The following is a 21,863-nucleotide window of genomic DNA, read 5'->3' on the forward strand; positions in this document are numbered from 1 at the left end:
TTCGGTACTTTTGTACATGAAAACACGCTCCAAGTGCAAGGTTTTTGAAGGGAAAACTCCTATTTCCATGTACTATTATACCGAAAAAATGGTCTTAAACCCAGTATTTATGCGGGGCTTGCTGTTATTCAGCAGCCCCTAATATAGCTTAGATTTATAATATCCTAAAGATACAAAATAAGGTTCTCGATTACTCTCATCTAAATCCCGCCATGGACGGCGGGCGGTCCTGCAGGAAATGTCATATAACGTTTCGAGGAGTCCCGCAGCGTCCCAACCACATTCATCATCCTCAAGTAGCGGGACTCCTCTGTTAGGTGAAGTAGGCATCTCAAGGCTTTTGTACTTCCGTAAGAATTTGATTTGAAAGTGCATAATACCTTGGCTCATTCGGCTTTTGATAAATTTCAAATACGTTAGAGTCGTTTCTGTATACTACGACTTGTGCATTAACAGATTCGTTTACATCTGAGACCATAATAATATTTCCTATATTCTTATATATCTTCGTGTTTGCTAAAGTCCCCCACGTTGTGACCACTTCTTGTTCGTTATCCATATCAATGTCCTTTTCTAATTCATGTCCATCGACTTGAAGTAATACACTTGGCTTAAGATCTTCAATCAGAATATAAATAGCTTGATTATAATTTACTCCCAAGGAACCACTAAACTTAATTACCTTCTTCCCAAACAGATCCTTTACTTCAATTTTATTTCCTGTTTGATAAACAGTGATCTGACCCACATCATAATATCTATCCTTGATTTTTATGCCCCCATTAAACCCTTCTTGATTTGTTTTTGGTTTATAAAGAAATGCTGAAGCACCATCTGCTAACAGCTCACTTGTTATTTCGCCAATAGCTTGTTCGGATATTATGGTAATTTCAGATTTAATATCGATTTGCTTAAACTCCAAATTCAATGTTTGGTCTGTATCTTTCGCACATCCATTTACGAGCAATGATACTGAAATTATGGCTATTAGCAACTTAAATAATTTCATCATGCTAAATCTCCGTCCTTTTGCAGCATAATCAGCCTGTTTCACCTAACGTTTCGAGGAGTCCCGCAGCGTCCCAACCACATTCATAATCCTCCGAGTGTCTGGAACACTCTGTTAAGTGAAGTTGGTCGCCCCCAAATTCAGAAGTCGCCATGGACGGCGATTCCTTAAATTCTTACGAAGCCATCTAGCCTATTTTTTTATATATTGGCATTACCTCTCATTTAATCAAAAGGGTAATCCAAAAATGTATTCATTTTTAGAGCTTCGTCTTTTGAACTATAAACTATAAATTCCTGTTTGTTTTTAATATTTGAAATAAGTAATTCTATAGATTTTGGGTTCTTAGAAATATTAAGTATTTCTTCAATCTCACGCCGTTGTGCCAAATACTGTTTCTCAACTTTTTCTATTTCGGGAGATTTCAAATCATAGGACTCCCCCATTTGCTCACACCTAATAACTTCTTGCCAATATGGATAAAAAATAACAAGTTTCAAAAATTCTTTAAAGCTATCTGTTATTCTGCCATACATTCCCTTGAGATTCACATACCCGACCGGGTAATTATCATCCACAATATTACCAAGCCCGCCAATTGTTCCAAAGCAATTACCCTTACTGTCAACAGCAAAAATTGAGAACCTCGGAACAGGATAAAATAAAAAATCACTTAGCATTTGGTCTGTACAAAAAATCAAATCACAGGTTTTTTCTAGCAGTTTATAAATCTTATAAGCTCGTTCATTTTCAGGTACTGGAATTATTTCCTTTCCTGCAAGCAAAACTTCAACTTTTTCACCGTTTTCCGGTATAAAAAAATACCCGATTGCACTGTTCTTTCCCTCAATATCAATAAGTAACCTTTTTGGTATAGCCATCGCACTTCAATTTCTCCTTGTCATATATTAACAATAACCCAAAACCTAACTTTTCCGCGCCAGGACGGCGCGGCCTTTGCGACCAATTTCATTTAACGTTTCGTGAATTTGCGTAGCGTCTTTTTACATGCATCTATGCAAAGTTACGCAAATTCACTGTTAGCGAAGTTTTCCATACTTCGATGAAAAATTATGCAAATAACTTCTCTGAACATACAGGATTTACCTCTTTTCTGTCTAATTGTAGTAGTGAAATAAAAAGAGGCAGGTAAATCTTGTGGAGAAACTTGGTCTTGAAAACATAAATAAAAACTCATATCATATAGGTAACCTCGATAAAAAAGTAATCGAATTATTAAAGCTAAATATGCAAGAAAATACCAAAATAATAATAGGTCAAGATAAAATAAGGTATACTGAAAAACATAAACACAAGTTTGCTTCTTATGATGAATATAAAAAGCATATTGAAATGGCTCCTGAAATAGTAAACTCTCCAGATTATGTAACTTTGCATCCGAACGGGGATAGTATTGAGTTTATTAAAATGGTAGATGAAATTATTTTGGTTGCCGTAAGAGTGTGTCAACATGGCAACCTTTGGGTTAAATCGATCTTCCCAATTACTCAATCTAAATTAGAAATTTATATTGAATCCGGAACAGCAAAAAAGGTACTATAGCAATTATTTAGCAATTATTTAGTTATTAAAAAACAGTAAATTATTGACTATCAACAATGATAATGTGTATAATATAGATAATTAAACATAAGCATATATATGAAGGTTATTTGAGGACAGAACAGGCATCTGTCACGCCCTTGTGGTTTGGAAAGAGATGTGGGATACGCCACCCCACCAAATAACCTTCACTAAGTAGGACCTCCTCAAAGGGGGTCTTTTCTCATTTCCACAAAAACTAGTGCAAAACCAACTCTACTCCAGGTAACTTCTAAACGACAACCGAGCAGTATTAAATAGCTTGAACGAAAAATTTCGGGTACCGTTTCGAGGAGTCCCGAAGCGTCTCAACCACTCTAGAAAAGTAAGCAGCAAGAGAATTATAGACATTGGAATAGCAAAAATATTTTCAATAATTTTAGGTTTTCTTGTTATAAAATAGGAAAGTAACATCGCTATTATTAAACCCAAACATTTTGACTCCAAATATTTATTGAAACATCTTGCTGGGAGTGGTATAAGAAATAACTTTTTCATCTAATCTCCTTTGTTTACTTGATTCTAATCGTAACCCAATCCTTTTTAGCGCTTAACTGAATTTAATCCGATGGTTTTTTTTGCTTGTACATATCTTTATCTGCCAGAGCCAATAACTGCTCCAACTCAAGTTCCGATTCATTCAGGCCCTGAGAAGTGGCTACACCGATGCTGACATTTACCCTGATTTCCCTTTGTCCCTGTGTTTCAATACGTATTGTTTTAATGCCTTCCCTGATTCGTTCAGCGATAAGAAGGGCATCCCTCAAATGCGTATCCGGCAAGATAACAGCGAATTCATCTCCCCCCAAACGTCCAAAGATATCATGGGCACGGATATCTTTTTGGCATTGCTTAGCAAAGGCAATCAATGCCTAATCTTAGGAAAAGATTCCTGCCGCAAAGAACGGGCCGCGAAAGGTTATGTTCAGAAGAATCTCAGCCATTTCCTCCGGGGTTTCCCGGCGCCCCCTGTCCAGCCATTCCTGGACAACTCCGAAATGAGCGGCAGCTATGTAAGAAACCAGATACTCACCGGGTACCAAGAGCTTCTCTTTTTTGACTAATGCGGCGTAATTCTTTTCGAAGATATTGCTCCACATTATTTTTTTTATTTGATTCTGTAGAGCATAATTGCCTTTTGTTGCTAAGATTGCCTGCATTAAAGAAGCATTGGCATTGAAATATTCAAACAATCCGGCGATTATAGCCATGGGCATTCGCCTATCGAGTAAATCCGCAGGAGAAAGGGCTGCAATTTCCAATAAAATATTTTCAATATCCCGGATTACTTCTTCCAGAGTCTGATCCAGCAAATCAAATTTGTCCTTATAATGGAGATAAAAAGTGCCCCGGTTAATTTTGGCCCTTGTTGTAATATCTTTGACCGCTAAAGCGTCAAATCCCTTTTCTTCGATCAACGCCACCAGAGCCTCACGAATTACCCCTTTGGTCCGGATTATGCGCCGGTCTTCAGTCAAGTTCATAGGATGATTCCCCTTTACTTAAAATTTCCCCAACATAAATCAACAAATTAGGGCCTAGTGTTTATTAACCGTCATAAGTCCTTGTTTTGTCGATTGCAGGCTGATTACGGTTTGATTATAATCAAATCAGGAAAATAATCAACTCACTGTTCAGTGATAAACCAGATTAGAGTTCAAGGGGGACAGAGATGCTGAAAGTATTAACGAAACAAAAAAACGGCAAGAAAAATTCTCCCTGCCTGGAAAATCCTCATTGCATCCTTTTACATCATGTGAATAAATTCTTTGGCAAAAAGCAAGTCCTCAAAGATATTAACATGGAAATTCCCTATGGCCATATTTATGGCCTGCTTGGCCCTTCCGGCTGCGGCAAGACAACGATAGTGAAAATAATCGCAGGAATACTGGAAGCCACTTCAGGTGAAGCTTATGTCCTGGGTCAGGCCATGCCCCGGCTCAGCTTAATGAATCAGATAGGTTATATGGCCCAATCGGATGCTCTCTATGGTTCATTGACTGCGGAGGAAAATCTCCGGTTTTTTGGAGCAATTTACGGCATGAGCAAAGTAGAAGTCAAAAAAAGGACGACCGAAGTCATGGAGCTGGTCAATCTTACGGAGCATCTCCATAAACCGGTTCAGGCTTTTTCCGGCGGGATGAAACGGCGGCTTTCCTTGGCTATGGCTGTTATGCACAAACCGCCGGTGCTGGTTCTGGACGAACCCACCGTGGGGATTGACCCCCTGTTGAGAAAAAATATCTGGGCAGAACTCAATAAATTAGCCCTGCAGGGGGTTACCATCCTGGTCACAACCCATGTTATGGATGAAGCGGACAAATGTCATAACCTGGCGATGATGAGGGATGGCCGTTTGATTGCCAAAGGCACTGCCCGGGAACTGCAGGAAAAGATCGGGGTAAACAGTATCGAAGAAGCTTTCATTTATTATGGAGGACAGCAGGATGAGAGTTAGAGCTTTAACCTTCCGCATTTTAAATCAATTGCGGCATGACCGGCGTACTCTGGCTTTGATGCTGGTGGCCCCCATTTTTCTCCTCACTCTGGTGTATTTTATTCTGGCCGATACGGTTCCCGTAGTGAAGGTGGCCGTAGTTAATGCGCCGGCGGGCTTTGAGGATAAGCTTGAGGAACAAAATGTCAGGGGTCGGCGCTATAGTGAGAGTGAAGCCCGCCTGGCTCTGGAGCAGGGCGAAGTCATTGCCACTATCCGCATTAACGGCGGAAAATCCTCTATCGAAATCGACGGCAGCAATCCGACCAAGGCCAAAGTCGCTCTGACCGCTTTGGAACAGGCTAAGAACGCCGTTATCTTTTCCAGACCGGATCTTAAATCCGAGGTCAATTATGTCTATGGTCAGGAAGATCTGCCAACCTTTGATAATTTCGGGGCAACCTTAATCGGTTTTATTATTTTCTTTTTTGTCTTTTTAGTATCGGGAATTTCCTTTTTACAGGAGAGAACCTCCGGGACCCTAGAGAAAATGCTTTCCACTCCTGTCCGGCGTTGGGAGATCGTGGTGGGCTATGTGCTGGGATTCGGTCTCTTTACCGTTCTGCAGTCTTTCCTGATTTCCTGGTACTGTGTTTATGTGCTCAAGGTGATGATGATTGGCTCCTTTGCCCTGATTCTGCTGATTACCTTGCTGACGGCCATGATCGCCCTTACTTTAGGGATCCTGGCTTCCACCCTGGCCAATAATGAGTTTCAGATGATTCAATTTATCCCCCTGGTGATCGTCCCGCAGATTTTCTTTTCCGGTTTGTTTGACCTGCCTGCGGGCATGGAAGTCGTTGGTTATATGATGCCGTTGTATTATATAGCCCATGCCCTGACCGAAGTGATGATCAGGGGAAGAGGCTTGACAGCCATCATCGGGGATTTGGGTATTATCCTGGTCTGCTCTGTGCTGTTTATGACTTTGAATACCCTGCTTTTAAAGAAATACCGCCGAATTTGAACCGGAATACCCGGATAGATAATGTAGCGAAATTCAGTAGAACTGAGGAGGAAATTAGGGTATGCAAAAGAGACCTATATGCTTTGGACTCCTGTTCATCGGCCTGATGGGAATCATGTCAACCATGGTTGGCTGTTCTTCATCCGGCCCGGTGTTGACAGGCATTGTCGAGACAAGCATCTATGCCCATTATAGCGAGGTAGCCGGAAAAATCACCCAACAGCCTGTTGAGCTCGGACAGGTGGTTAAAGCCGGTGATGTCCTAGCGGTGCTGGATGACAGCAATGAGCGGTATGCTCTGGAACAGCTGGAGAAAACTCTGGCCAGAAAACAGGCCGTTTTAGCCGAATTAACCGCCGGAGCGGACCCTGAGGCCCTGAAGCAGGCTGCCAATAATGTAGCTTTAGCGGAAATAGCCTCTGAAAATGCCCAACTGACCCGGGAACGGATCAAAACGGATTATGAAAATGCTCAGGCTCTGCTGAAAGCCGGAGCTATGGCCCAGTCCGAACTGGATAAGATCAAATACCAGGCCGATCTAGCCGAAGCAGCGGTAACCACGGCGGCCATCCAGCTGGATAATGTCCGCCAGCAATTAGCCTTGCTCCAAAAAGGTACGCCCCAGGAGAAAATAGAGGCAGCTCAAGCCGATCTGGCTTTAACGGAAGTTCAAATCCGCCAGACTAAGGGCAATTTAGCCAAATACACCATTACCGCGCTTCATGACGGAACGGTTATCAGCAAAAATTATCTCCTTGGCAATCTGGTCTCCCCCGGATATAATCTCATGGATATCGCTTCGGAAACCGAAAAGCATCTGGTGGCTTACGTACCCAAGGAGTATTTGCCCAAAATAAGCCACGGCCAGGAAATCCTCATCTGCAGCGGGGAGAAAGAATACAAAGGCACCATAAGCTTTATCGATGTTAAAGCCCAATATACCCCCAAAGATATGCAGACCTTAGCCAACAAAAATAAAGAAAGCATGAAGATCAAGGTGACCCTGGCTCCTGAAACTCCTCTGAAAATCGGAGAAAAAGCGGAGATCGTCATTCCTGAATAAGTTCAATTACAGATTCCCCTTCTTTTGCGGCTCAAGACAACAGATCCATATTCCTCCTCGACTTTAGCACTTGCCCATAACCAAGCGGGTCCCTATATCCATGCTGTTCTTTGTTCTCTATTCTATTACCTTATAGATAATCTCCTCAAGCTTGAGCCGAGGCCGCATACCGGGGCTTTGATCCGGAAAGCCTACCGGCATCAGCGCCGTCACAATGAGGTTTTCCGGCAAATCCAAAATCCTGCTGATCTCTCTGGCCTTCATTAATTGTACCCAGCAGGTACCTAAGCCCAGCGACACGGCACGCAGGGCAATATGCTCGATGGCAATGGCTACATTCAGCATGGCATGGGGCTTATACCCTTTCAAAGTCTCAGCATCCATAGGTTTATCCGCATTGGGGTAATCGGCAACCTCTTCTTCGTTAAACACTCCCGCATCCACTAATTCCTGAAGCCTCTTGCGGGTATTGGTAGCATAGGTTGAAAGATCGGCACAGCACACCAAAAGTACAGGAGCCTCACTGAGAAACTTCTTATTAAAAGCTGCTCCTTGGATCTTTTCTTTAACCTCCTGATTTTTAACCACGATAAAACGCCAAGGCTGCTGATTAGTTCCCGAGGGTGCCAAACGAGCAGCCTCCAGCAATTCTCTTAGCAGCTCCTCCGGCACAGGATCCGGCCTAAATTTGCGGATACTATGCCTTGCCAACATAGCAGTTTTTACATCCATTTAATAACTCCTCTCAGGTATAAGCCTTTTCCTTTAATATTTAGCTATATATTATCAGAACATTCTGATCCCAACAATATATTCCAAGACATTCCTTGCTTGCATTAAAATGATACGCCCCCGCAAATATACCCTATTGATTAGGATATCCCAAAGCTTCATATATGGCATCTCCCTGAGGCTTAAGCCCCGGTAGGGAACCTTCGCCGATGCTTGCTCCTCTTGCCTTGGCAGGATGTGCATAGGCAAATGATACATTATAGAGGGATAGCTCCATGAAGTAAAACAATTGTCAAAATATCACGAATATCCCTATCACGCTGTGCCTGTGTCAAAAATGTCCCGTGCAAACCAAGTATTTCGATGATCCAGGGTATCTAAATGCTAAAGAAAACCCGGCATCGCCGAGCTTTAGCGAAGGCGAGGCCGCTGGTTGCCCTTATGCGCCCGCAGACTTATACTTTCTTATAAGCCAAAAAAACCCAAGCCTTTCAGCTCAGGTTCGCGAATTTCTCCTAAAAACAGCTCTAGTCCGGCTATTGAACGAGACTTTTTTCAGTGATAAAAAGCATTTTACTTAATATTTAACCGAACTCCATCCAGATAAGTTAGGCTCCTAGCCATACACTGAACATTATTTGTTCCTTCACGAATCATAAGCAGTCGCTCTAATCCGAAGCCTATTCCTACCCAAGGATCGAATATTCCCCACTTCTCATCCAAAAAATGTGGCCCCATGGCCCCAGATCCAAGTTCTACTTCACCTTTCATAACATCCACTGTATCTCCATAAACCACAGAGGATTCGGTGAGAAGTTCATAATCCTTAATTCCTGCTGCCTCCATCACCAATTGAGCCATGTCCTCCAAACGTTGATAGCGCTCTTCGAGGGGTGTACCCAGTTCAGTTATGTTAAGCATTGTAAATTCATTAAGATGTTGTGCCCCTTGAGATTCTTTTCGATAGCAGGTTCCGATTTCAAATATACGGATAGGTTTATCCCAAAGGCGATTAAGATCTCTCCACAGAGTGTAAAGATTAGGAGCTAGCATAGGTCGCAAGCACCGCTTATCATCTAACCAAAAAACTTGAGCAAATAATGGATGGTCGTCAGAAATTGTCATTTTTGCTAATGAAGATTTCGAAATAATCGTTGGTGTAACAACCTGAACAAATCCTTGCCCACATAATGCATTCGCCAACCGGTCCTCAAGCTCAAGCAGCCCAGGACGGCGCGTTACTTCACGCAGCTTTTCCAGTTGTTGTTTTCCACGAGTAACTAATTGATGGTCGATATTCTGAAAAGCACGATTGCGGCTTGGAACATCATCAAAATGCATTTCCAAGTATTCTGGTGATGCGTTAAGTTCCTTTAAACGTTGTAACTGAACCGTTGTCCAAGAGATACTCACAAAATGTACCCTCCTGACACATAGAAGTACGTTTGGCGGGGAGTACGGGAGTTTCACCCGCCTGCACGAATTTAGAGTCCGTGTGATCTATTCGATCTACCCCCCATATAATACTAATTTTACATTAATACGAGTTATATTCAACCATTAATGAAAATTTTGGTACCCGTTCTTTGAATCACCTTGCCAGATATCCAATTTTAACCATGAACCATTGTCGGCGATACAAAAATCTAAGGAAAAGCTGAAGGCAAAGAAGGCAAAATAAAAAGACGCTCAAAAAGACCAGTGCACCTAAAGTGCAAATCTTTCCGAGTGCCTTTACTCCATGTTTTTATCAGTACGACCTATTACTTACTCATTTCCAGCATTCGATCCAGAGCCACGATAGCCTCCTTGGCTATCTCCGGTTTTACAGTGATTTGATTAACCACATTGCCTTGCTGGAGGTTTTCCAGAGCCCAGAGAAGATGGGGTTGACTAATGCGGTTCATCATTACACAGAGACAGACGTTTTCGTTCAAACAAATCACATTCTTATCCGGGTTTTCTTTAGCTAATCTACTAACCAGATTAATCTCCGTCCCGACTGCCCAAGAGCTGCCGGCGGGGGCACCTGTAACCTGCCGGATAATAAAATCTGTTGAACCGTTGAGGTCAGCCTTTTCGACCACGGCATGGCTGCACTCGGGATGAACAATCACTTTAATCCCCGGATACTTGCTCCGGACATAATCCACATGGGCAGGGGTAAATCTTTGGTGAACTCCACAAAATCCATCCCAAAGAATAAGCTTGGGGGCAACTTCCGGCAACTCAAGATCCCAATCCTCGCGATTCCATAGGAAGATCTCTTTTTCATTAATACCTAAATCTATGGCCGTGTTGCGGCCTAAGTGCTCATCCGGCATAAACAGAATATGTTTGCCTTCGCTAAAAAGCCTATTGAGTATTTTTTTGGCATTGGAAGAGGTACAGGTTAACCCCCCATGGCCTCCGCAAAAAGCCTTGACCTCAGCTGTAGAATTAACATAGGTTACCGGCACAAACTCCTCCTGATATTGAGAAGTGATCTGTTCCCAGCATCTTTCCACATCTTCAATTTGAGCCATATCCGCCATGGGACAACCGGCTTCCAAATCCGGAAGAATAACCTTTTGGTCAGGTGAACTTAAGATATCCGCTGTCTCCGCCATGAAATGAACTCCACAAAATACTATGTACTCCGCCTCTTTGGCTTCAGCCGCTAATTGGGAAAGCCGCAAGGAATCTCCCCGAAAATCGGCATAACGGATAACCTCATCCCGTTGATAATGATGTCCTAAGATGAGCAGTCTGGAGCCCAGCTCTTCCTTAACCTTACGAATCCGTTGATCCAGCTCCTCTTCACTTAGCGCAAGATATTTGTCCAGTAGAGGTAGTTGGGTATTGTGCATATCTCATTTCCTCCATTTATGTCTTTACTTGATTGCTTTCACCAAGATTTATCACCGAAAGAAGTGTACAATATAGTGTAACCAAATGCCTATAAAATTGTCAAATAATTTATAAAATACTACTTAAACCCCATAAAAAATCACTTTAAAAGTCGTCCCCTGTTCCCCTGTCTCAAAAACAAGCTCCGCATTATGGCGACGGGCGATTCCCATAGAAATGGCAATTCCTAACCCTGTACCGCTTTCTTTAGTCGTAAAGAACGGCGTTCCTATTTTATTTTGGATCTCCTCAGGAATCCCACACCCCTGATCTTGGACCGCCAAAACCACCTTGTCCTTTTCTTCATATGTACGAATAATTACACACCCTCCCTGGGGGGTAACCTCCAGAGCATTGCGGGTAAGGTTTAAGAGTAGTTGGCGAATTTCATTCTCATTAAGCTGCAAGCTGGAAATGGGATTTAAATTCAAAATAAGGTCCTTGCCTCTGGTCACGGCGTCAGCCTGCACCATAGGAAAAATCTTATAGATAATATGATTAATATCTTGTTTTTTTACTTGACTATTATTATTTCTCGCTAAGGATAAGAATTCCGAAATGATCGTATTAGCCCGATCAATTTCTGAGATCATTAATTCATTATACTCCTGTTCCTCGGCATTCAGCGTTTTGCTTCCCCGTAATTGGAGGAATCCTTTAACTGTAGTGAGGGGATTTCTAATCTCATGGCTAATTCCCGCAGCCATTTGAGCTACTAGATTAAGCTGTTCTAACCGAGCCATTTCTTGTTGCTGCTTTCTTTGTTCGGTAATATCCCTAAAAAACACTGTTATCCCGTTTTTAAAAGGAAAAACACTATAATTAAAGATTCTTTCTTTATCTATTAGCCCTTCACCCTCGAAATAAACCGGGTCAGGATTATTTAAGGCCACAGTCAAGAATCGATAGGCCTTTGTATCGGCTAAGTTCGGAATAATATCAATAAGCTTTGTAGTTAACTCTCCATTGGTTATATTAAAATGTTCCCTCGCTACATCGTTATAAAATAGTAGCTTCAATTCCCTATCAACTGCAAATAAACCGTCGGAAATCCCCTCCATAATTTGGTCAATTCTTTGCTGAGAGGCTGTTAATTCTTCGTTGATGCTGCTTAATTCCTGGGTATAAGCTTTGATTTTATCAAAAACCGGCGCTAGCTCCGGAAGCTTGTAAACATTCAATGTAGGCGCAGATTCTGGATGTACTATAGACTCCGAAAAATCCTCCAATTGAAGCTGAATATTTTTCATATGCTTTTGAATGATGATAATAATAATACATAATAAAGTAAGTATGAGGATAAAAAACAAATTAACACCCGAGAAATTTACCGGATTAAATTCAGGGTTTGAACCATAAGCCCACAAATATCCGATTACAGCTTCTCCCTGGTAAACCGGCACACTAACCAGGCTCATATTATCAAAATGAACCTTTTGTATTTCTTGTTTGCTAGTCAGATTAGTAAGGATTTTGTCTAATTTAAAATCTATTCTACCATCTACGGAAACGAGCAAGTTATATCTAAGATCATAATAAGCAGCCTTATTTGTACTACTATCCACGAGTATGGGCGTTATTTCGCGATAAAGCTTCTGTATTATAAATTCCTCAGATAAAGGAACATTTCCTTCAAAATTCCAAAAAGCATCCTGGTTTTCAATTTTTTCCTTCAGTATAAATGCGTTATTTAATAGATTATATTCAAGGTTGAGGGCCTCCTTTTCCCAAAAACTCTTAACGAATAAAGAAATTAAAATCAAGGAAAGAATAAATACGCTTATTAAAATATTAAACAAGGTTGATTGGATGATTGACCGGTTTGAAAGCACTCTTCCCATATTAGCCTCCGACCTTAAGAAGCTGGGATAAAACCCAGCTTCTTAAGGCAATACTAAAATTATTTCTGCAAGGATTTCGGTGTCTTTGGCTGATAGGCCCAAATACCACATGCGAATACGGATGTAGCACTGGCTAAGACCATCAATGATGCGGCGAGAGCTGTGAAGATAGTTTTTCTCACTTTATCCACCTCCCCTACTATTAAATAAAGGCAGCAAGGTTAGAGATTGATAGAGAATCCCCAGACACATGCTGAAATTTAACAATATATTAGAAGAGACGACGCTAATGATTAACGCTATGAGAACAAAGGCAATGGATAAACCCTTCAGTTTCTTTTTTAGTGAGGTGGAATGGATCGGCTTGCTTTCGCTATCTACCGGGGCGTAAATACTAACTATAATCAAAGCAACGACCAAAAATGCCCAAAAAATATAGTCATTAACCAAGTGAGAATCCACAACTCTCTGAGCCACTACCCCAAGAGCACTATAGACGACTGCCCCGAAGACTAGACATTTACTAGGGGTACTAAAGTGAGCCCCACCCGAAAATTTGCGTAGTACAACGCCAAAAGCAGCAGCAACTAGTGCTCCCTTTACCCCCCCCATAATCGAAGCAAACATAATCAAAAGGAGAATTCCTAAAATCGAAAGTAATAAAGTCTCAATTGCATAGGTAACGATTTCTTTCTTTTCTTCATCAAAGTCTAAATCTCTCGTGATTATCCTTGTCAGGTTATTACTCATATCATTAAGGCTAATCATGTTTTTCCCTCTTTCGCCTAATAATAAATGCAGTAATATAAAGCAAGATAACTTGCGGTTCTGTAAAAAGTATTCTTTTTACCGGATCAGCAAATACACTTTCCTGGGTTGTTTTAAAAATAACCATTAGAGATGTAAGGGAAACAAGTTCAAAAATGCTAAGAACCACAAAACAAAGGAGCGGGACAATTAAAGCTACGCTTATTTCTTTTCCGTTTTTCATTAAAAAAAGAAACAAGACAAAAATAATTGCAAGAGTATGCGTTCCAAAAGGCAAATTTAAGGATCTAATAATAAAGGCAATTAGGGCCAAAAGAGTCCCCATACAAATAATTTCTTTCCATTTAAAAGTAATTTTCGCAATTGCATATGCTAAAGCCACTAACCCAATCTGCTCCGGAATCCCCTGGAGCAATAGCACAAGAATTGGAATATCTATGCAACTCACCTACTTCGACCCGATTCAATTCTATAAGAACAGTTAAAAAATAGTTTTAAAAAAGCTATTTTATAATTTTCTACACAATTTCCAAAAGTCCTTCAATTCACCAGGTAAATATAAAAAAATTGTAAAAATTAACTTAAACTCCACTTATTATTTAAATTTTTTACCGAGACTCGATGAACCGAGCCGCTAAGGTTCCGATGAGCAAGGACCAAACAGGAGCACTGATATTAAATACGGTAATATTAGAGAAGGCAATCAGGAAAGTCAGTGCCGCACTTAATTTCATCTTGGGATTAGAAAAACCTGTGGTTAAACTATTGCTAAAAACTCCGAGCAAGGCCAAGCCCACAAGGATGGAGATAAAAGGTTTTGGCAAAATCTGAATAAGGGGAACCAGCTTCCAAGCAAAGAGCCCGAAGAGCAAGATAATTACTCCGGATACTACTGCTCCCATATAACGCTTCTCCCTTGGCCCAGCCTCTTCATCAGCACAAATGGCCGACATCATCCCGGCTACATTGGCGGATTGGCCGCCAAAAAAACCGGTCAACAGCGAAAAGATTCCGCTCAAAGAAATAATTTTGTTGATGGGAGGACGGTAGTCGTTTTGCTCCAAAGCACCTAAGCCAACAGCGGCATCATTGCTTAAGATCAATAAAGCTAAGGGCATGGATACGGATAAAAAACTAACAGGGTTAAACTGAGGCAATTGAAATGCCGGCATAACCATTTCCGTACCAAAAGTTACTCCTTGTAGGGGATGTGTAAAGAATAACATTATCGTCGCGGTCGCCACCCCTGCCACCATCGGCGGAATCTTGGTTTTCCATTTACTGAAGACCAGAAATGCTAATAAGGAGCCCCCGCCAATCAGGGGGAGCTCAGTTATTGAATTGATAAACCTGACCATATAGCCGGTAATCATGCCCGCCAACATTACGGAAATAATCTCTTTCGGCACATATTCCAGAAGTTTGGAGAAAACCCCTAATATGCCGATGGCCAGCATGATCAAAGCAGAGACAATGTAAGCACCGATTAGTTCCGAATAGCTAAACTGAGCCGTTACCGTGGCCAAAAAAGCCACCCCGGTGATGGAATGGGCCCCAACGATGGGCATCTTATAGTACCAAGGGATAACTATACTAAAAATACCCCCGAATACATAACAAGAAAACATCCACATAATCGTCTGCGAAGTTGTAAAATTGCCGTTGGCCGCAGCCTGCAATATGATGGCCGGCGGACCGGTCAGTGCCAGCAATGCCGATACGATGCCCGCCGCGAAGTTCCGAAGGTTTAAGTCCCTTAAACCGGCTTTATTGATTCTGCTCATGCTTGTCCCCATAATTACTGCATCACCCCGATACTGTCCGCTTCAGATAGTTCCCCGATTACTAAAGCCTGATAGAACCTATTATAGCCCCATATTGAACGAATGCTCAAGAATAATCCTCCGAGTTTTCCATAAGCATCTACACCCTGAGTACAGAGAATGGCCGGACCCATAGTCCGGCCATTCTTTTTCTATTTGGCAAGTTTAATCGTAACCGCTTCATCCTCGTTAAGCTTCATCGGTCGGGCATAATATCCAACCTTTTTTGCCTTAGCGGCAATCTCTTCGCCGCCGACGTCCTTAAAGGTAAGGGTAATGGTGATTTTTCCGGTTTCCCGGTCATAGCTGTCATCATGAAACGCTGCAAAATCCAAACTCTCACCGTTTTCATCCAGCAGGATCAAATCAGGATAACTAACCCCTACCGCCCCCTCTTGATGGAAAGTAGCCACCGCTTTTTCCGGGGTAAACTCCAGCCCTTCCATCACAAAGCCACCCAGTTCACTCTCCGGCATCGCAATCGGATAACTGCCGATTTCCGCAGTCAGCAGCTTCGGTGCAGGTAAGCCATCATCATCGCTTCCCGTAACTATGGGAATAAGAGTCAGCTCCTTCATATCCGTTCTGCCCCCGATAAATTCAAAGTTGTTGGTGACCTTCATGAAGAAGTTGCCTCCATAGGTAGCCGTAGGAATGACCGTTAGATACTTGCCCTGCTCATCCCGAAGGGTAAACTGTGAAAAGGTATTTGCCGCTCTTTCACTGAGCACAATCTGATTGCCAAAGGGAGAGATGGATACCTTTTCGATGGTAATATCATGCTTATATTTCCCATTCCAGCCTGTAGTCACCTTAGCCTTCATCTTGGGGGTAACCGTTAAACTTTCCACGGCAACACTGCTTTTATCCACACTTAGAGGAATATACCATCGCCCTTGTTTACCAAAAATCTCTTCAGCATAGATCTCAAGATTCACAGTATCCTCTAAAATCCCCGCCACAGCAAAACGTTGCATACCTTTCAGAGTATAAGGATCTTCCAGATAAGCATCGATTTCATTCTGGGCCGGAGGTTCAATATAACGCCCATTCTCTTTAAACCAGAAATGGGGGGCGGTCCAATTGATACGCCACTGCTCTAAGGTCTCTTCATCGCCCACGAGCCGGATAGGTTCTTCACTCTCAACTGTATAAAAAACATTGATATAATTATCATCGACCGCCAGATTATCCACCGTTACCTTAATCCCCCGGTCACTGGCAGAAACCCCCATTTGGCTGTTATACTGCTCATAGACCGCTTGCTGGGAGAGATATTTGAAATCCCGCGGAGCATTAAAATAGCTGATCACACCGCTGCTCATCTCACCTACGAAAGGGGAAGCAACCACCGACATCGAAGCAAATACGATAAAACCCGCTACCACAAGAAAAATCTTCTTGGGTAATCTTCTTACTCCCTGCGTTTTTTCGGGTAAATCAGCCATTAAAGAATCCATCCTTTCCGAAAATCCTCCGGGGACGTTAATCGGTTCACCTTTTGCTTTGTTTTTTATGAATTGGTCAAAGTCACGATGTTCCATTTATTACATGCCCCCTTCATTTATTAACAACACTTTTAATTTTTGTCTTGCCCTGGCCAAACGCGATTTCACCGTGCCTGTGGGCAAGCTTAAGGTTTTACTGATGTCCTTAATGCTCATATCTTCATAGTAAAAAAGTACGGTAATGGTACGAAACTCCTCATCAAGTTTTTTCACAGCGGTCCACAGCTCTTCAGATTCACTCATCATGCTCTCAATGCTCTCAATGCTCTCTTCAGGAACCTCGACCTCTTCCAAATACATGACTTTTTTGCGCTTATTAGCTAAGGAATAGGCTTCATTGATCACAATCTTCATAATCCAGGGCTTGAAACTGGCAAAGGAGCGAAGATCATTCAAATTCCTATAGGCCTTGAGAATCGCTTCACCGGTTACATCTTCGGCATCTGCATCATTACGAACGATACTCTTGGCCAATCGAAACATATTTAATTTGTAATCGTTTATGTAGATACAAAATCGCTCTTTTTCCTCACTTGCCGTTGCTGTTATGCTGTGATTAAAGATGGTTTTCGTAAACATAAAGGGTACTCCCCCGTTTCCCACCCTTTCCAAATCTCTTATCACCTCGATCTTGCTTATTTGTCCAGACACCTGATAGATGATTATGAGCAGGAAAAGGTTCCCGCCTAAAAAAATTTAAAGCGTCTTTCCATACCAAAACCCTTTGTATCTGTAAATAATTGTGTATACATTCTGTGCTCCCGGCAAATTCTTATTTTTAGGTGTTATTTCATATATAATAATAAGCAGGGGTTAAGCACGAACGAAAAAAACTTGACAGAATCCCTACTGACAACTCATAATATATCTTAAGTTGTCTCACTGAGGCCTACAACTTACTCTACCTTTATTAAGGCAGAGAGAAATATATAAAAAATATATAGTAGAGGAGTTATGCTATGGAAAATTTTGACCAAAAAGAATTCGAAGACAACATACTGGATGACCTAAGTAAAATCACCTTGAAAAAAGGCCCCATTAACCCTGAGCTATATAGCAAGTACGAAGTTAAACGCGGGCTCCGTGATTTGGATGGCCGAGGGGTGCTGGTTGGATTAACTGAGATCGGGGAAGTTCACTCTTATATTATTGATGAAGGTGAAATGGTTCCGGTTCCGGGGCGTTTGATTTATCGCGGTTATGATATTACGGATCTCGCCCGGGGCTTTATGGAAGATGATCGGTTTGGCTTCGAAGAGACTGCCTATCTTCTTCTCTTTGGCAAGCTTCCGAATCAACAAGAGTTAGTGGATTTTCAAAATCTCTTAGATATCTATCAAAAACTTCCGGATAAGTTTGCTCGGGACATGATTCTCGATGTACCCGGCAGAGATATTATGAACGCAATGGCCCGCAGCGTCCTAGGTCTTTATTGCTATGATGATAACCCTGATGATACCTCCATTCGCAACGTCCTCAAGCAATGCATTCGCTTGATTGCAGCTTTTCCCGCCCTTGCCGTTTATAGCTATCAAGCCTATTCTCATTACCATGGGAATAAAAGCTTGGTCATTCATAGTCCCCAACCGGAATTGAGCTTAGCTGAAAACATTCTTTATATGCTTCGACCCAACCATAAATTTACAGAGTTAGAGGCTAAGCTTCTTGACCTGGCTCTCGTCCTTCATGCCGAACATGGCGGCGGAAATAACTCATCTTTTGTTACCCATGTGGTTACTTCTACCGGTACCGATACCTATTCAGCCATTGCTGCAGCCTTAGGTTCCCTCAAAGGACCGAAACATGGCGGAGCAAACCATAAAGTCATCCAAATGTTCCAGGATATTAAAGAGAAAGTCTCCGATTGGGAAGACGAAGAAGAGCTTGGCAATTATTTGAACCAGATCCTTAAGAAAGAGGCCTTTGACCGCTCCGGACTGATCTACGGTATCGGTCATGCAGTCTATTCCATCTCCGACCCGCGATGTGTAATCCTCAAGCATTACGCTTCCCAGCTCGCTACAGAAAAGGGCTTAGACAACGAATTTAAACTCTATGCAAAAGTAGAAGAACTGGCACCTAAGATCATTGCTCAGCACACCAAGATCTATAAAGGGGTCAGTGCCAATGTTGACTTCTACTCCGGTTTTGTTTATAAAATGCTCAATCTCCCCTTAGAGATGTTTACACCGATTTTTGCCCTCTCCCGCATCGCCGGGTGGAGTGCCCATCGAATCGAAGAATTAGTCAATGGCGGCAAAATCATCCGCCCTGCTTATAAAAGCGTTGTCCCTCGTCAAAAGTATATCCCCTTGAGTGAGCGGAAATAGCTGGAAGTGATTGGATAGTATGCGAGACAAAAAATAAAAAAAACTTCGGAACCTATCAGTGATGCCTCTAGTCAACAAAAACGGAGACCGTTTGCTCTTACGGTCTCCGTTTTTATTTGATTTAGCTGCATACCCTTTTCCGATTAAACTCATCCGTAGAGACTTGCTGAATAGGCGTACCTGTAAAGAGTTTCCCGTTGAGAGCACCACGTACGGTATTGCTAAAGGTAAATATCCACAATAAAACCAGTAAAACTGTTAAAAAGACCGTATAACCTGAAGCAAGAGGAGTCCTAAATACAGCGGAAATCTTTTGGCTGGAAATTGTATAGGCGGCCAAGGGGAAGATATAAGCCCACCAAGCCATGCTAAAAGGAATCCCGCCACGGCGGATTTGATGAAGGCTAATCATCATAATAATTCCCAAGATCCAGATGCCAAACCCCCAAAGCACTACTGCCGATAAGTTAGCCAGATCTGCAGAAGCCAAGAGTCCCATAGCGTGGGCATGTTTTGAGGAATCAATTACGGCACTGGCTGCCAGACCCACCGCACTTAAAAATATTCCGAAAGAAGGAATTGTCGCCGCCGGAGGAAGGGGATGATTGGCCAATCGTACAAAAACAATCCCGCTAATAAAGATAAAGAGGAAAAAACCAATCCCAAATAAAGCCGTATTGGCAACCAGCACCGTTCTGCTCCAAGAGGGATTAATTCTTATGGTCATCTCCAGGACCGGATTGCCGATTAATGAGATAGCCATGTTGGCAATCGGGGCCATAATCCAGGAGAAGTTAATCATCTCCGGCTTAGGGGTTTCTTCCTCACTCATAAACCGAAAAGTAGTGTAGAAGGTAAAAAAGGTTACACCCAACACCGCAAAAGCCCAGATAAAAAAAATAACTCCATAAGTCAAAGCCTCACTCAAATAATGGCTCCAAATCAAGTAGATATTAGTCCCTAAGATGATCGTACCTACCGGCATCGTGACAAAAAAGTTCCCTGTCAAAGGATGCTTAAGATCACGGTGAGCATAGGGAAAATATTTAACCCAGCGCAAAACCCAAGGGACCAACACAATGAAGTAAAGAGTATCTGCTAAAGCAGCCATGGAAATTCCCAGAACCTTTGCCAAAGCAAAGGAGTCCTGCCAAGAGTATAAGATATTTGCCAACCCTCCTGTTCCCATAATCATGGCAAACCAAGCCGGCACAAAGTACTTAATGGGGTGATATTCCTGCACCATCTGTTTCTCCCTTCAAAACAACGTTTCATTATTATCTATTGACATAACTACTTATAATTCGACTTCTAGTATCAAATCCCTTTTCTTGAAAGAAAAGATCCTTCAGTCATTCTTCCTTCAGGATGACACCGAGGAGCGGATATTCCGCTAAATACCATTTTACCATGAAAGTTATCCTTTCCGACTTGGCAAAAAAAATCCAAAGCATCAGCTTCGGTTGAACGAAACTTCCTTCAGAGGGGGATTCAACCCCCACTGAAGGTTAGTCGAGTCCATACTGGACTTAACCGCCCTCTGTCACCCGAATCCTCGCCGCATAAGACGTTTATTAAGTTTGCGACTCGGCGAAAGCATCCACTGGATACTTTCGGCCTATAGAGGCGGGGGTCTTAGGGCGGATTAGTTCAGTGATAAATAATTTCGTCTGTGAATCAAATAGTCGTATGGCTATCCCTCTACTACGTTGTTTTTGTCTACTTTAAAAAATTCTCCCTTTTTCATTTCAATATGCCCCGATGCATAAGGCTGTCCATCAAGGGTCAGATATACTTCCTTTACCCCATAATAATCACCCAAGGTATTAACGATACTCTGCAGAATCATCGCTTCATACCCGGAACCGGCGTTCATTTCAGTGACAAGGTTTTTGGTAAAGTCCACATAGACCCGGCCATCTTGATTAAGATAAAGACTATTAATCTTTACATTGTCGCCGATAAGTTTCCCATGATCGGCAGCTTGTTTTTTTAACTCCCCCTCGAAGACCTGTTTTGTGATATCGTTAGTCTTAAAAGAGAATTGAATATTGGCTGTATGAATTTTGCTATCGTTAATGTTAGGATAATAGACTTTTACATTTTGAACTAAGGGAGTGTCTTTTTCCAGTTTACTTAAAGTCGAAGTCACTTCGTAGCCATCAGTGCCTTTAAAGACAGTTTTGACCAGCCCCACTTTAGGTGCATAATAATCCGTCACCGTGGCGTCCTTTCCTTCGGTGGTTACCTCGATAGTCTTATAAGTTCCGGCAGGTGTCGTTAACTCTACCCCCACATTAGTGATGGTGCGTTTACGATTATCCGCTAAGGTCCAGGTTGTTCCTTTGGTTAGGGGCTCTTTAAGCAGGACCTCTCCATTGCTGTTTAGCTTGGGACTTTGCGTGAGATCCTCACGGTAATAGGTCTCCCCTTGACCAAGAAGCTGGATGAGCTGTCCGTTGTTAAGCCCCAGGACTCTAACAGTCTCTGTTCCCCCATTGTTGGTCCTGAGCTGCACCCGGTCACCCGTAAGGTAATCCACATAGGTGGTAAAGGACGCATATTCATTCCCCTGTCCTTCGTATACGTACTTGGTGTTTTCCTGGTAAGCAAGGTAGTCCGCGAATTTATCCTCTTCAGCCGGTTGGACGTTGTTTTGTTCTTGTTCTTTGTCTGTGCCTTTGGGGGGATTTTTCTGAGTTGTGCACCCCCCTAACATAATTAGCGAAAATAGCAAACTGATTATCCCCACTACTACTAGTTTATTCTTTTTCATTGTAATTCCTCCTTGATTTATGCCGCGAGAATTAGACCTTAAGAGCTGCTTCTAACCC

22 protein-coding genes are annotated in these 21,863 nt (G+C 42.2%); 5 read left to right on the forward strand and 17 right to left on the reverse strand.

Annotation, left to right across the window (positions count from 1 at the left end; all coding sequences use genetic code 11):
- Positions 1 to 331: 331 nt before the first annotated feature.
- Together AC1U9U_RS06170 and AC1U9U_RS06175 are read right to left on the reverse strand one after the other, a co-directional pair.
- Positions 332 to 1,054 carry a hypothetical protein gene (locus tag AC1U9U_RS06170; RefSeq protein ID WP_479959678.1) on the reverse strand — a complete coding sequence of 241 codons (723 nt, stop codon included), beginning with the start codon at positions 1,052 to 1,054 and terminating at the stop codon, positions 332 to 334.
- A 179-nt stretch (positions 1,055 to 1,233) separates the two neighbouring features.
- Positions 1,234 to 1,890 (reverse strand): hypothetical protein, encoded by a 657-nt coding sequence (locus tag AC1U9U_RS06175; protein ID WP_479959679.1) that lies wholly within the window; start codon positions 1,888 to 1,890, stop codon positions 1,234 to 1,236.
- A 277-nt stretch (positions 1,891 to 2,167) separates the two neighbouring features.
- On the opposite strand from AC1U9U_RS06175, the gene AC1U9U_RS06180 reads away from it, so the two are divergent.
- Complete coding sequence (locus AC1U9U_RS06180) at positions 2,168 to 2,572, forward strand: PBECR3 domain-containing polyvalent protein (protein WP_479959680.1); 405 nt, start codon at positions 2,168 to 2,170, stop codon at positions 2,570 to 2,572.
- A gap of 599 nt (positions 2,573 to 3,171) precedes the next feature.
- Here the strand turns inward: AC1U9U_RS06180 and AC1U9U_RS06185 are convergent.
- Positions 3,172 to 3,480, reverse strand: a complete 309-nt coding sequence (locus tag AC1U9U_RS06185) for a GGDEF domain-containing protein (protein ID WP_479959681.1) — start codon at positions 3,478 to 3,480, stop codon at positions 3,172 to 3,174.
- 9 nt (positions 3,481 to 3,489) lie between these two features.
- Positions 3,490 to 4,095: a TetR/AcrR family transcriptional regulator gene (locus tag AC1U9U_RS06190; RefSeq protein ID WP_479959682.1), complete on the reverse strand. Its 606-nt coding sequence runs from the start codon at positions 4,093 to 4,095 to the stop codon at positions 3,490 to 3,492.
- 188 nt (positions 4,096 to 4,283) lie between these two features.
- Between AC1U9U_RS06190 and AC1U9U_RS06195 the strand changes: the two genes are divergently transcribed.
- The 3 genes from AC1U9U_RS06195 (at position 4,284) to AC1U9U_RS06205 (ending at position 7,138) form a co-directional block, all read left to right on the forward strand.
- Positions 4,284 to 5,069, forward strand: a complete 786-nt coding sequence (locus AC1U9U_RS06195) for an ABC transporter ATP-binding protein (protein WP_479959683.1) — start codon at positions 4,284 to 4,286, stop codon at positions 5,067 to 5,069.
- The gene (locus AC1U9U_RS06200) at positions 5,059 to 6,075 is read left to right on the forward strand and encodes an ABC transporter permease (RefSeq protein ID WP_479959684.1); all 1,017 of its coding nucleotides are present in this window, start codon (positions 5,059 to 5,061) and stop codon (positions 6,073 to 6,075) included. Before AC1U9U_RS06195 ends, AC1U9U_RS06200 begins: the two co-directional genes overlap by 11 nt.
- 61 nt (positions 6,076 to 6,136) lie before the next feature.
- Positions 6,137 to 7,138: an HlyD family secretion protein gene (locus tag AC1U9U_RS06205; protein WP_479959685.1), complete on the forward strand. Its 1,002-nt coding sequence runs from the start codon at positions 6,137 to 6,139 to the stop codon at positions 7,136 to 7,138.
- 117 nt (positions 7,139 to 7,255) lie between these two features.
- Here AC1U9U_RS06205 and AC1U9U_RS06210 read toward each other — a convergent pair whose 3' ends face one another.
- From AC1U9U_RS06210 to AC1U9U_RS06260, 11 genes are all read right to left on the reverse strand, one after another.
- A complete protein-coding gene (locus AC1U9U_RS06210) occupies positions 7,256 to 7,870 on the reverse strand; it encodes a nitroreductase family protein (RefSeq protein WP_479959686.1) in 615 nt (204 codons plus the stop codon).
- 573 nt (positions 7,871 to 8,443) lie between these two features.
- Positions 8,444 to 9,283, reverse strand: a complete 840-nt coding sequence (pylSc, locus tag AC1U9U_RS06215; protein ID WP_479959687.1) for a pyrrolysine--tRNA(Pyl) ligase large subunit — start codon at positions 9,281 to 9,283, stop codon at positions 8,444 to 8,446.
- 350 nt (positions 9,284 to 9,633) lie between these two features.
- Positions 9,634 to 10,719 carry a quinolinate synthase NadA gene (gene nadA, locus AC1U9U_RS06220; RefSeq protein WP_479959688.1) on the reverse strand — a complete coding sequence of 362 codons (1,086 nt, stop codon included), beginning with the start codon at positions 10,717 to 10,719 and terminating at the stop codon, positions 9,634 to 9,636.
- A 123-nt stretch (positions 10,720 to 10,842) separates the two neighbouring features.
- Positions 10,843 to 12,324: a two-component system sensor histidine kinase NtrB gene (locus AC1U9U_RS06225; RefSeq protein ID WP_479959689.1), complete on the reverse strand. Its 1,482-nt coding sequence runs from the start codon at positions 12,322 to 12,324 to the stop codon at positions 10,843 to 10,845.
- Positions 12,325 to 12,659: 335 nt separating this feature from the next.
- Complete coding sequence (locus tag AC1U9U_RS06230) at positions 12,660 to 12,782, reverse strand: cyclic lactone autoinducer peptide (protein ID WP_479959690.1); 123 nt, start codon at positions 12,780 to 12,782, stop codon at positions 12,660 to 12,662.
- A 1-nt stretch (position 12,783) separates the two neighbouring features.
- Complete coding sequence (locus AC1U9U_RS06235; RefSeq protein ID WP_479959691.1) at positions 12,784 to 13,368, reverse strand: accessory gene regulator ArgB-like protein; 585 nt, start codon at positions 13,366 to 13,368, stop codon at positions 12,784 to 12,786.
- Positions 13,361 to 13,750 carry a hypothetical protein gene (locus AC1U9U_RS06240; protein ID WP_479959692.1) on the reverse strand — a complete coding sequence of 130 codons (390 nt, stop codon included), beginning with the start codon at positions 13,748 to 13,750 and terminating at the stop codon, positions 13,361 to 13,363. Before AC1U9U_RS06240 ends, AC1U9U_RS06235 begins: the two co-directional genes overlap by 8 nt.
- Positions 13,751 to 13,976: 226 nt before the next feature.
- A complete protein-coding gene (locus tag AC1U9U_RS06245; protein WP_479959693.1) occupies positions 13,977 to 15,152 on the reverse strand; it encodes a benzoate/H(+) symporter BenE family transporter in 1,176 nt (391 codons plus the stop codon).
- 14 nt (positions 15,153 to 15,166) lie between these two features.
- Positions 15,167 to 15,325 (reverse strand): hypothetical protein, encoded by a 159-nt coding sequence (locus tag AC1U9U_RS06250; protein ID WP_479959694.1) that lies wholly within the window; start codon positions 15,323 to 15,325, stop codon positions 15,167 to 15,169.
- 18 nt (positions 15,326 to 15,343) lie between these two features.
- A complete protein-coding gene (locus AC1U9U_RS06255; RefSeq protein WP_479959695.1) occupies positions 15,344 to 16,735 on the reverse strand; it encodes a DUF4179 domain-containing protein in 1,392 nt (463 codons plus the stop codon).
- A gap of 3 nt (positions 16,736 to 16,738) precedes the next feature.
- Positions 16,739 to 17,278, reverse strand: coding sequence for an RNA polymerase sigma factor (locus AC1U9U_RS06260; RefSeq protein ID WP_479959696.1), 540 nt, complete (start codon positions 17,276 to 17,278; stop codon positions 16,739 to 16,741).
- Positions 17,279 to 17,658: 380 nt separating this feature from the next.
- On the opposite strand from AC1U9U_RS06260, the gene AC1U9U_RS06265 reads away from it, so the two are divergent.
- Positions 17,659 to 19,029: a citrate/2-methylcitrate synthase gene (locus AC1U9U_RS06265; protein WP_479959697.1), complete on the forward strand. Its 1,371-nt coding sequence runs from the start codon at positions 17,659 to 17,661 to the stop codon at positions 19,027 to 19,029.
- Positions 19,030 to 19,150: 121 nt separating this feature from the next.
- Here AC1U9U_RS06265 and AC1U9U_RS06270 read toward each other — a convergent pair whose 3' ends face one another.
- Positions 19,151 to 20,272: a TDT family transporter gene (locus AC1U9U_RS06270; protein WP_479959698.1), complete on the reverse strand. Its 1,122-nt coding sequence runs from the start codon at positions 20,270 to 20,272 to the stop codon at positions 19,151 to 19,153.
- Between the two features lie 450 nt (positions 20,273 to 20,722).
- Positions 20,723 to 21,805 carry a GerMN domain-containing protein gene (locus tag AC1U9U_RS06275; protein WP_479959699.1) on the reverse strand — a complete coding sequence of 361 codons (1,083 nt, stop codon included), beginning with the start codon at positions 21,803 to 21,805 and terminating at the stop codon, positions 20,723 to 20,725.
- Between the last annotated feature and the right edge of the window lie 58 nt (positions 21,806 to 21,863).

The organism is Desulfitobacterium sp. (assembly GCF_982384815.1).

Excerpts from the sequence above, each read along its gene's own strand:
- AC1U9U_RS06265 (WP_479959697.1), top strand. The coding sequence starts at position 17,659 with ATGGAAAATTTTGACCAAAAAGAATTCGAAGACAACATACTGGATGAC.
- AC1U9U_RS06235 (WP_479959691.1), bottom strand. The coding sequence starts at position 13,368 with ATGATTAGCCTTAATGATATGAGTAATAACCTGACAAGGATAATCACG.
- AC1U9U_RS06200 (WP_479959684.1), top strand. The coding sequence starts at position 5,059 with ATGAGAGTTAGAGCTTTAACCTTCCGCATTTTAAATCAATTGCGGCAT.
- AC1U9U_RS06190 (WP_479959682.1), bottom strand. The coding sequence starts at position 4,095 with ATGAACTTGACTGAAGACCGGCGCATAATCCGGACCAAAGGGGTAATT.
- AC1U9U_RS06255 (WP_479959695.1), bottom strand. The coding sequence starts at position 16,735 with ATGGAACATCGTGACTTTGACCAATTCATAAAAAACAAAGCAAAAGGT.
- AC1U9U_RS06205 (WP_479959685.1), top strand. The coding sequence starts at position 6,137 with ATGCAAAAGAGACCTATATGCTTTGGACTCCTGTTCATCGGCCTGATG.
- AC1U9U_RS06250 (WP_479959694.1), bottom strand. The coding sequence starts at position 15,325 with ATGGGTCCGGCCATTCTCTGTACTCAGGGTGTAGATGCTTATGGAAAA.
- AC1U9U_RS06260 (WP_479959696.1), bottom strand. The coding sequence starts at position 17,278 with ATGTTTACGAAAACCATCTTTAATCACAGCATAACAGCAACGGCAAGT.
- AC1U9U_RS06175 (WP_479959679.1), bottom strand. The coding sequence starts at position 1,890 with ATGGCTATACCAAAAAGGTTACTTATTGATATTGAGGGAAAGAACAGT.
- AC1U9U_RS06210 (WP_479959686.1), bottom strand. The coding sequence starts at position 7,870 with ATGGATGTAAAAACTGCTATGTTGGCAAGGCATAGTATCCGCAAATTT.
- nadA (WP_479959688.1), bottom strand. The coding sequence starts at position 10,719 with ATGCACAATACCCAACTACCTCTACTGGACAAATATCTTGCGCTAAGT.
- AC1U9U_RS06245 (WP_479959693.1), bottom strand. The coding sequence starts at position 15,152 with ATGAGCAGAATCAATAAAGCCGGTTTAAGGGACTTAAACCTTCGGAAC.
- AC1U9U_RS06275 (WP_479959699.1), bottom strand. The coding sequence starts at position 21,805 with ATGAAAAAGAATAAACTAGTAGTAGTGGGGATAATCAGTTTGCTATTT.
- AC1U9U_RS06195 (WP_479959683.1), top strand. The coding sequence starts at position 4,284 with ATGCTGAAAGTATTAACGAAACAAAAAAACGGCAAGAAAAATTCTCCC.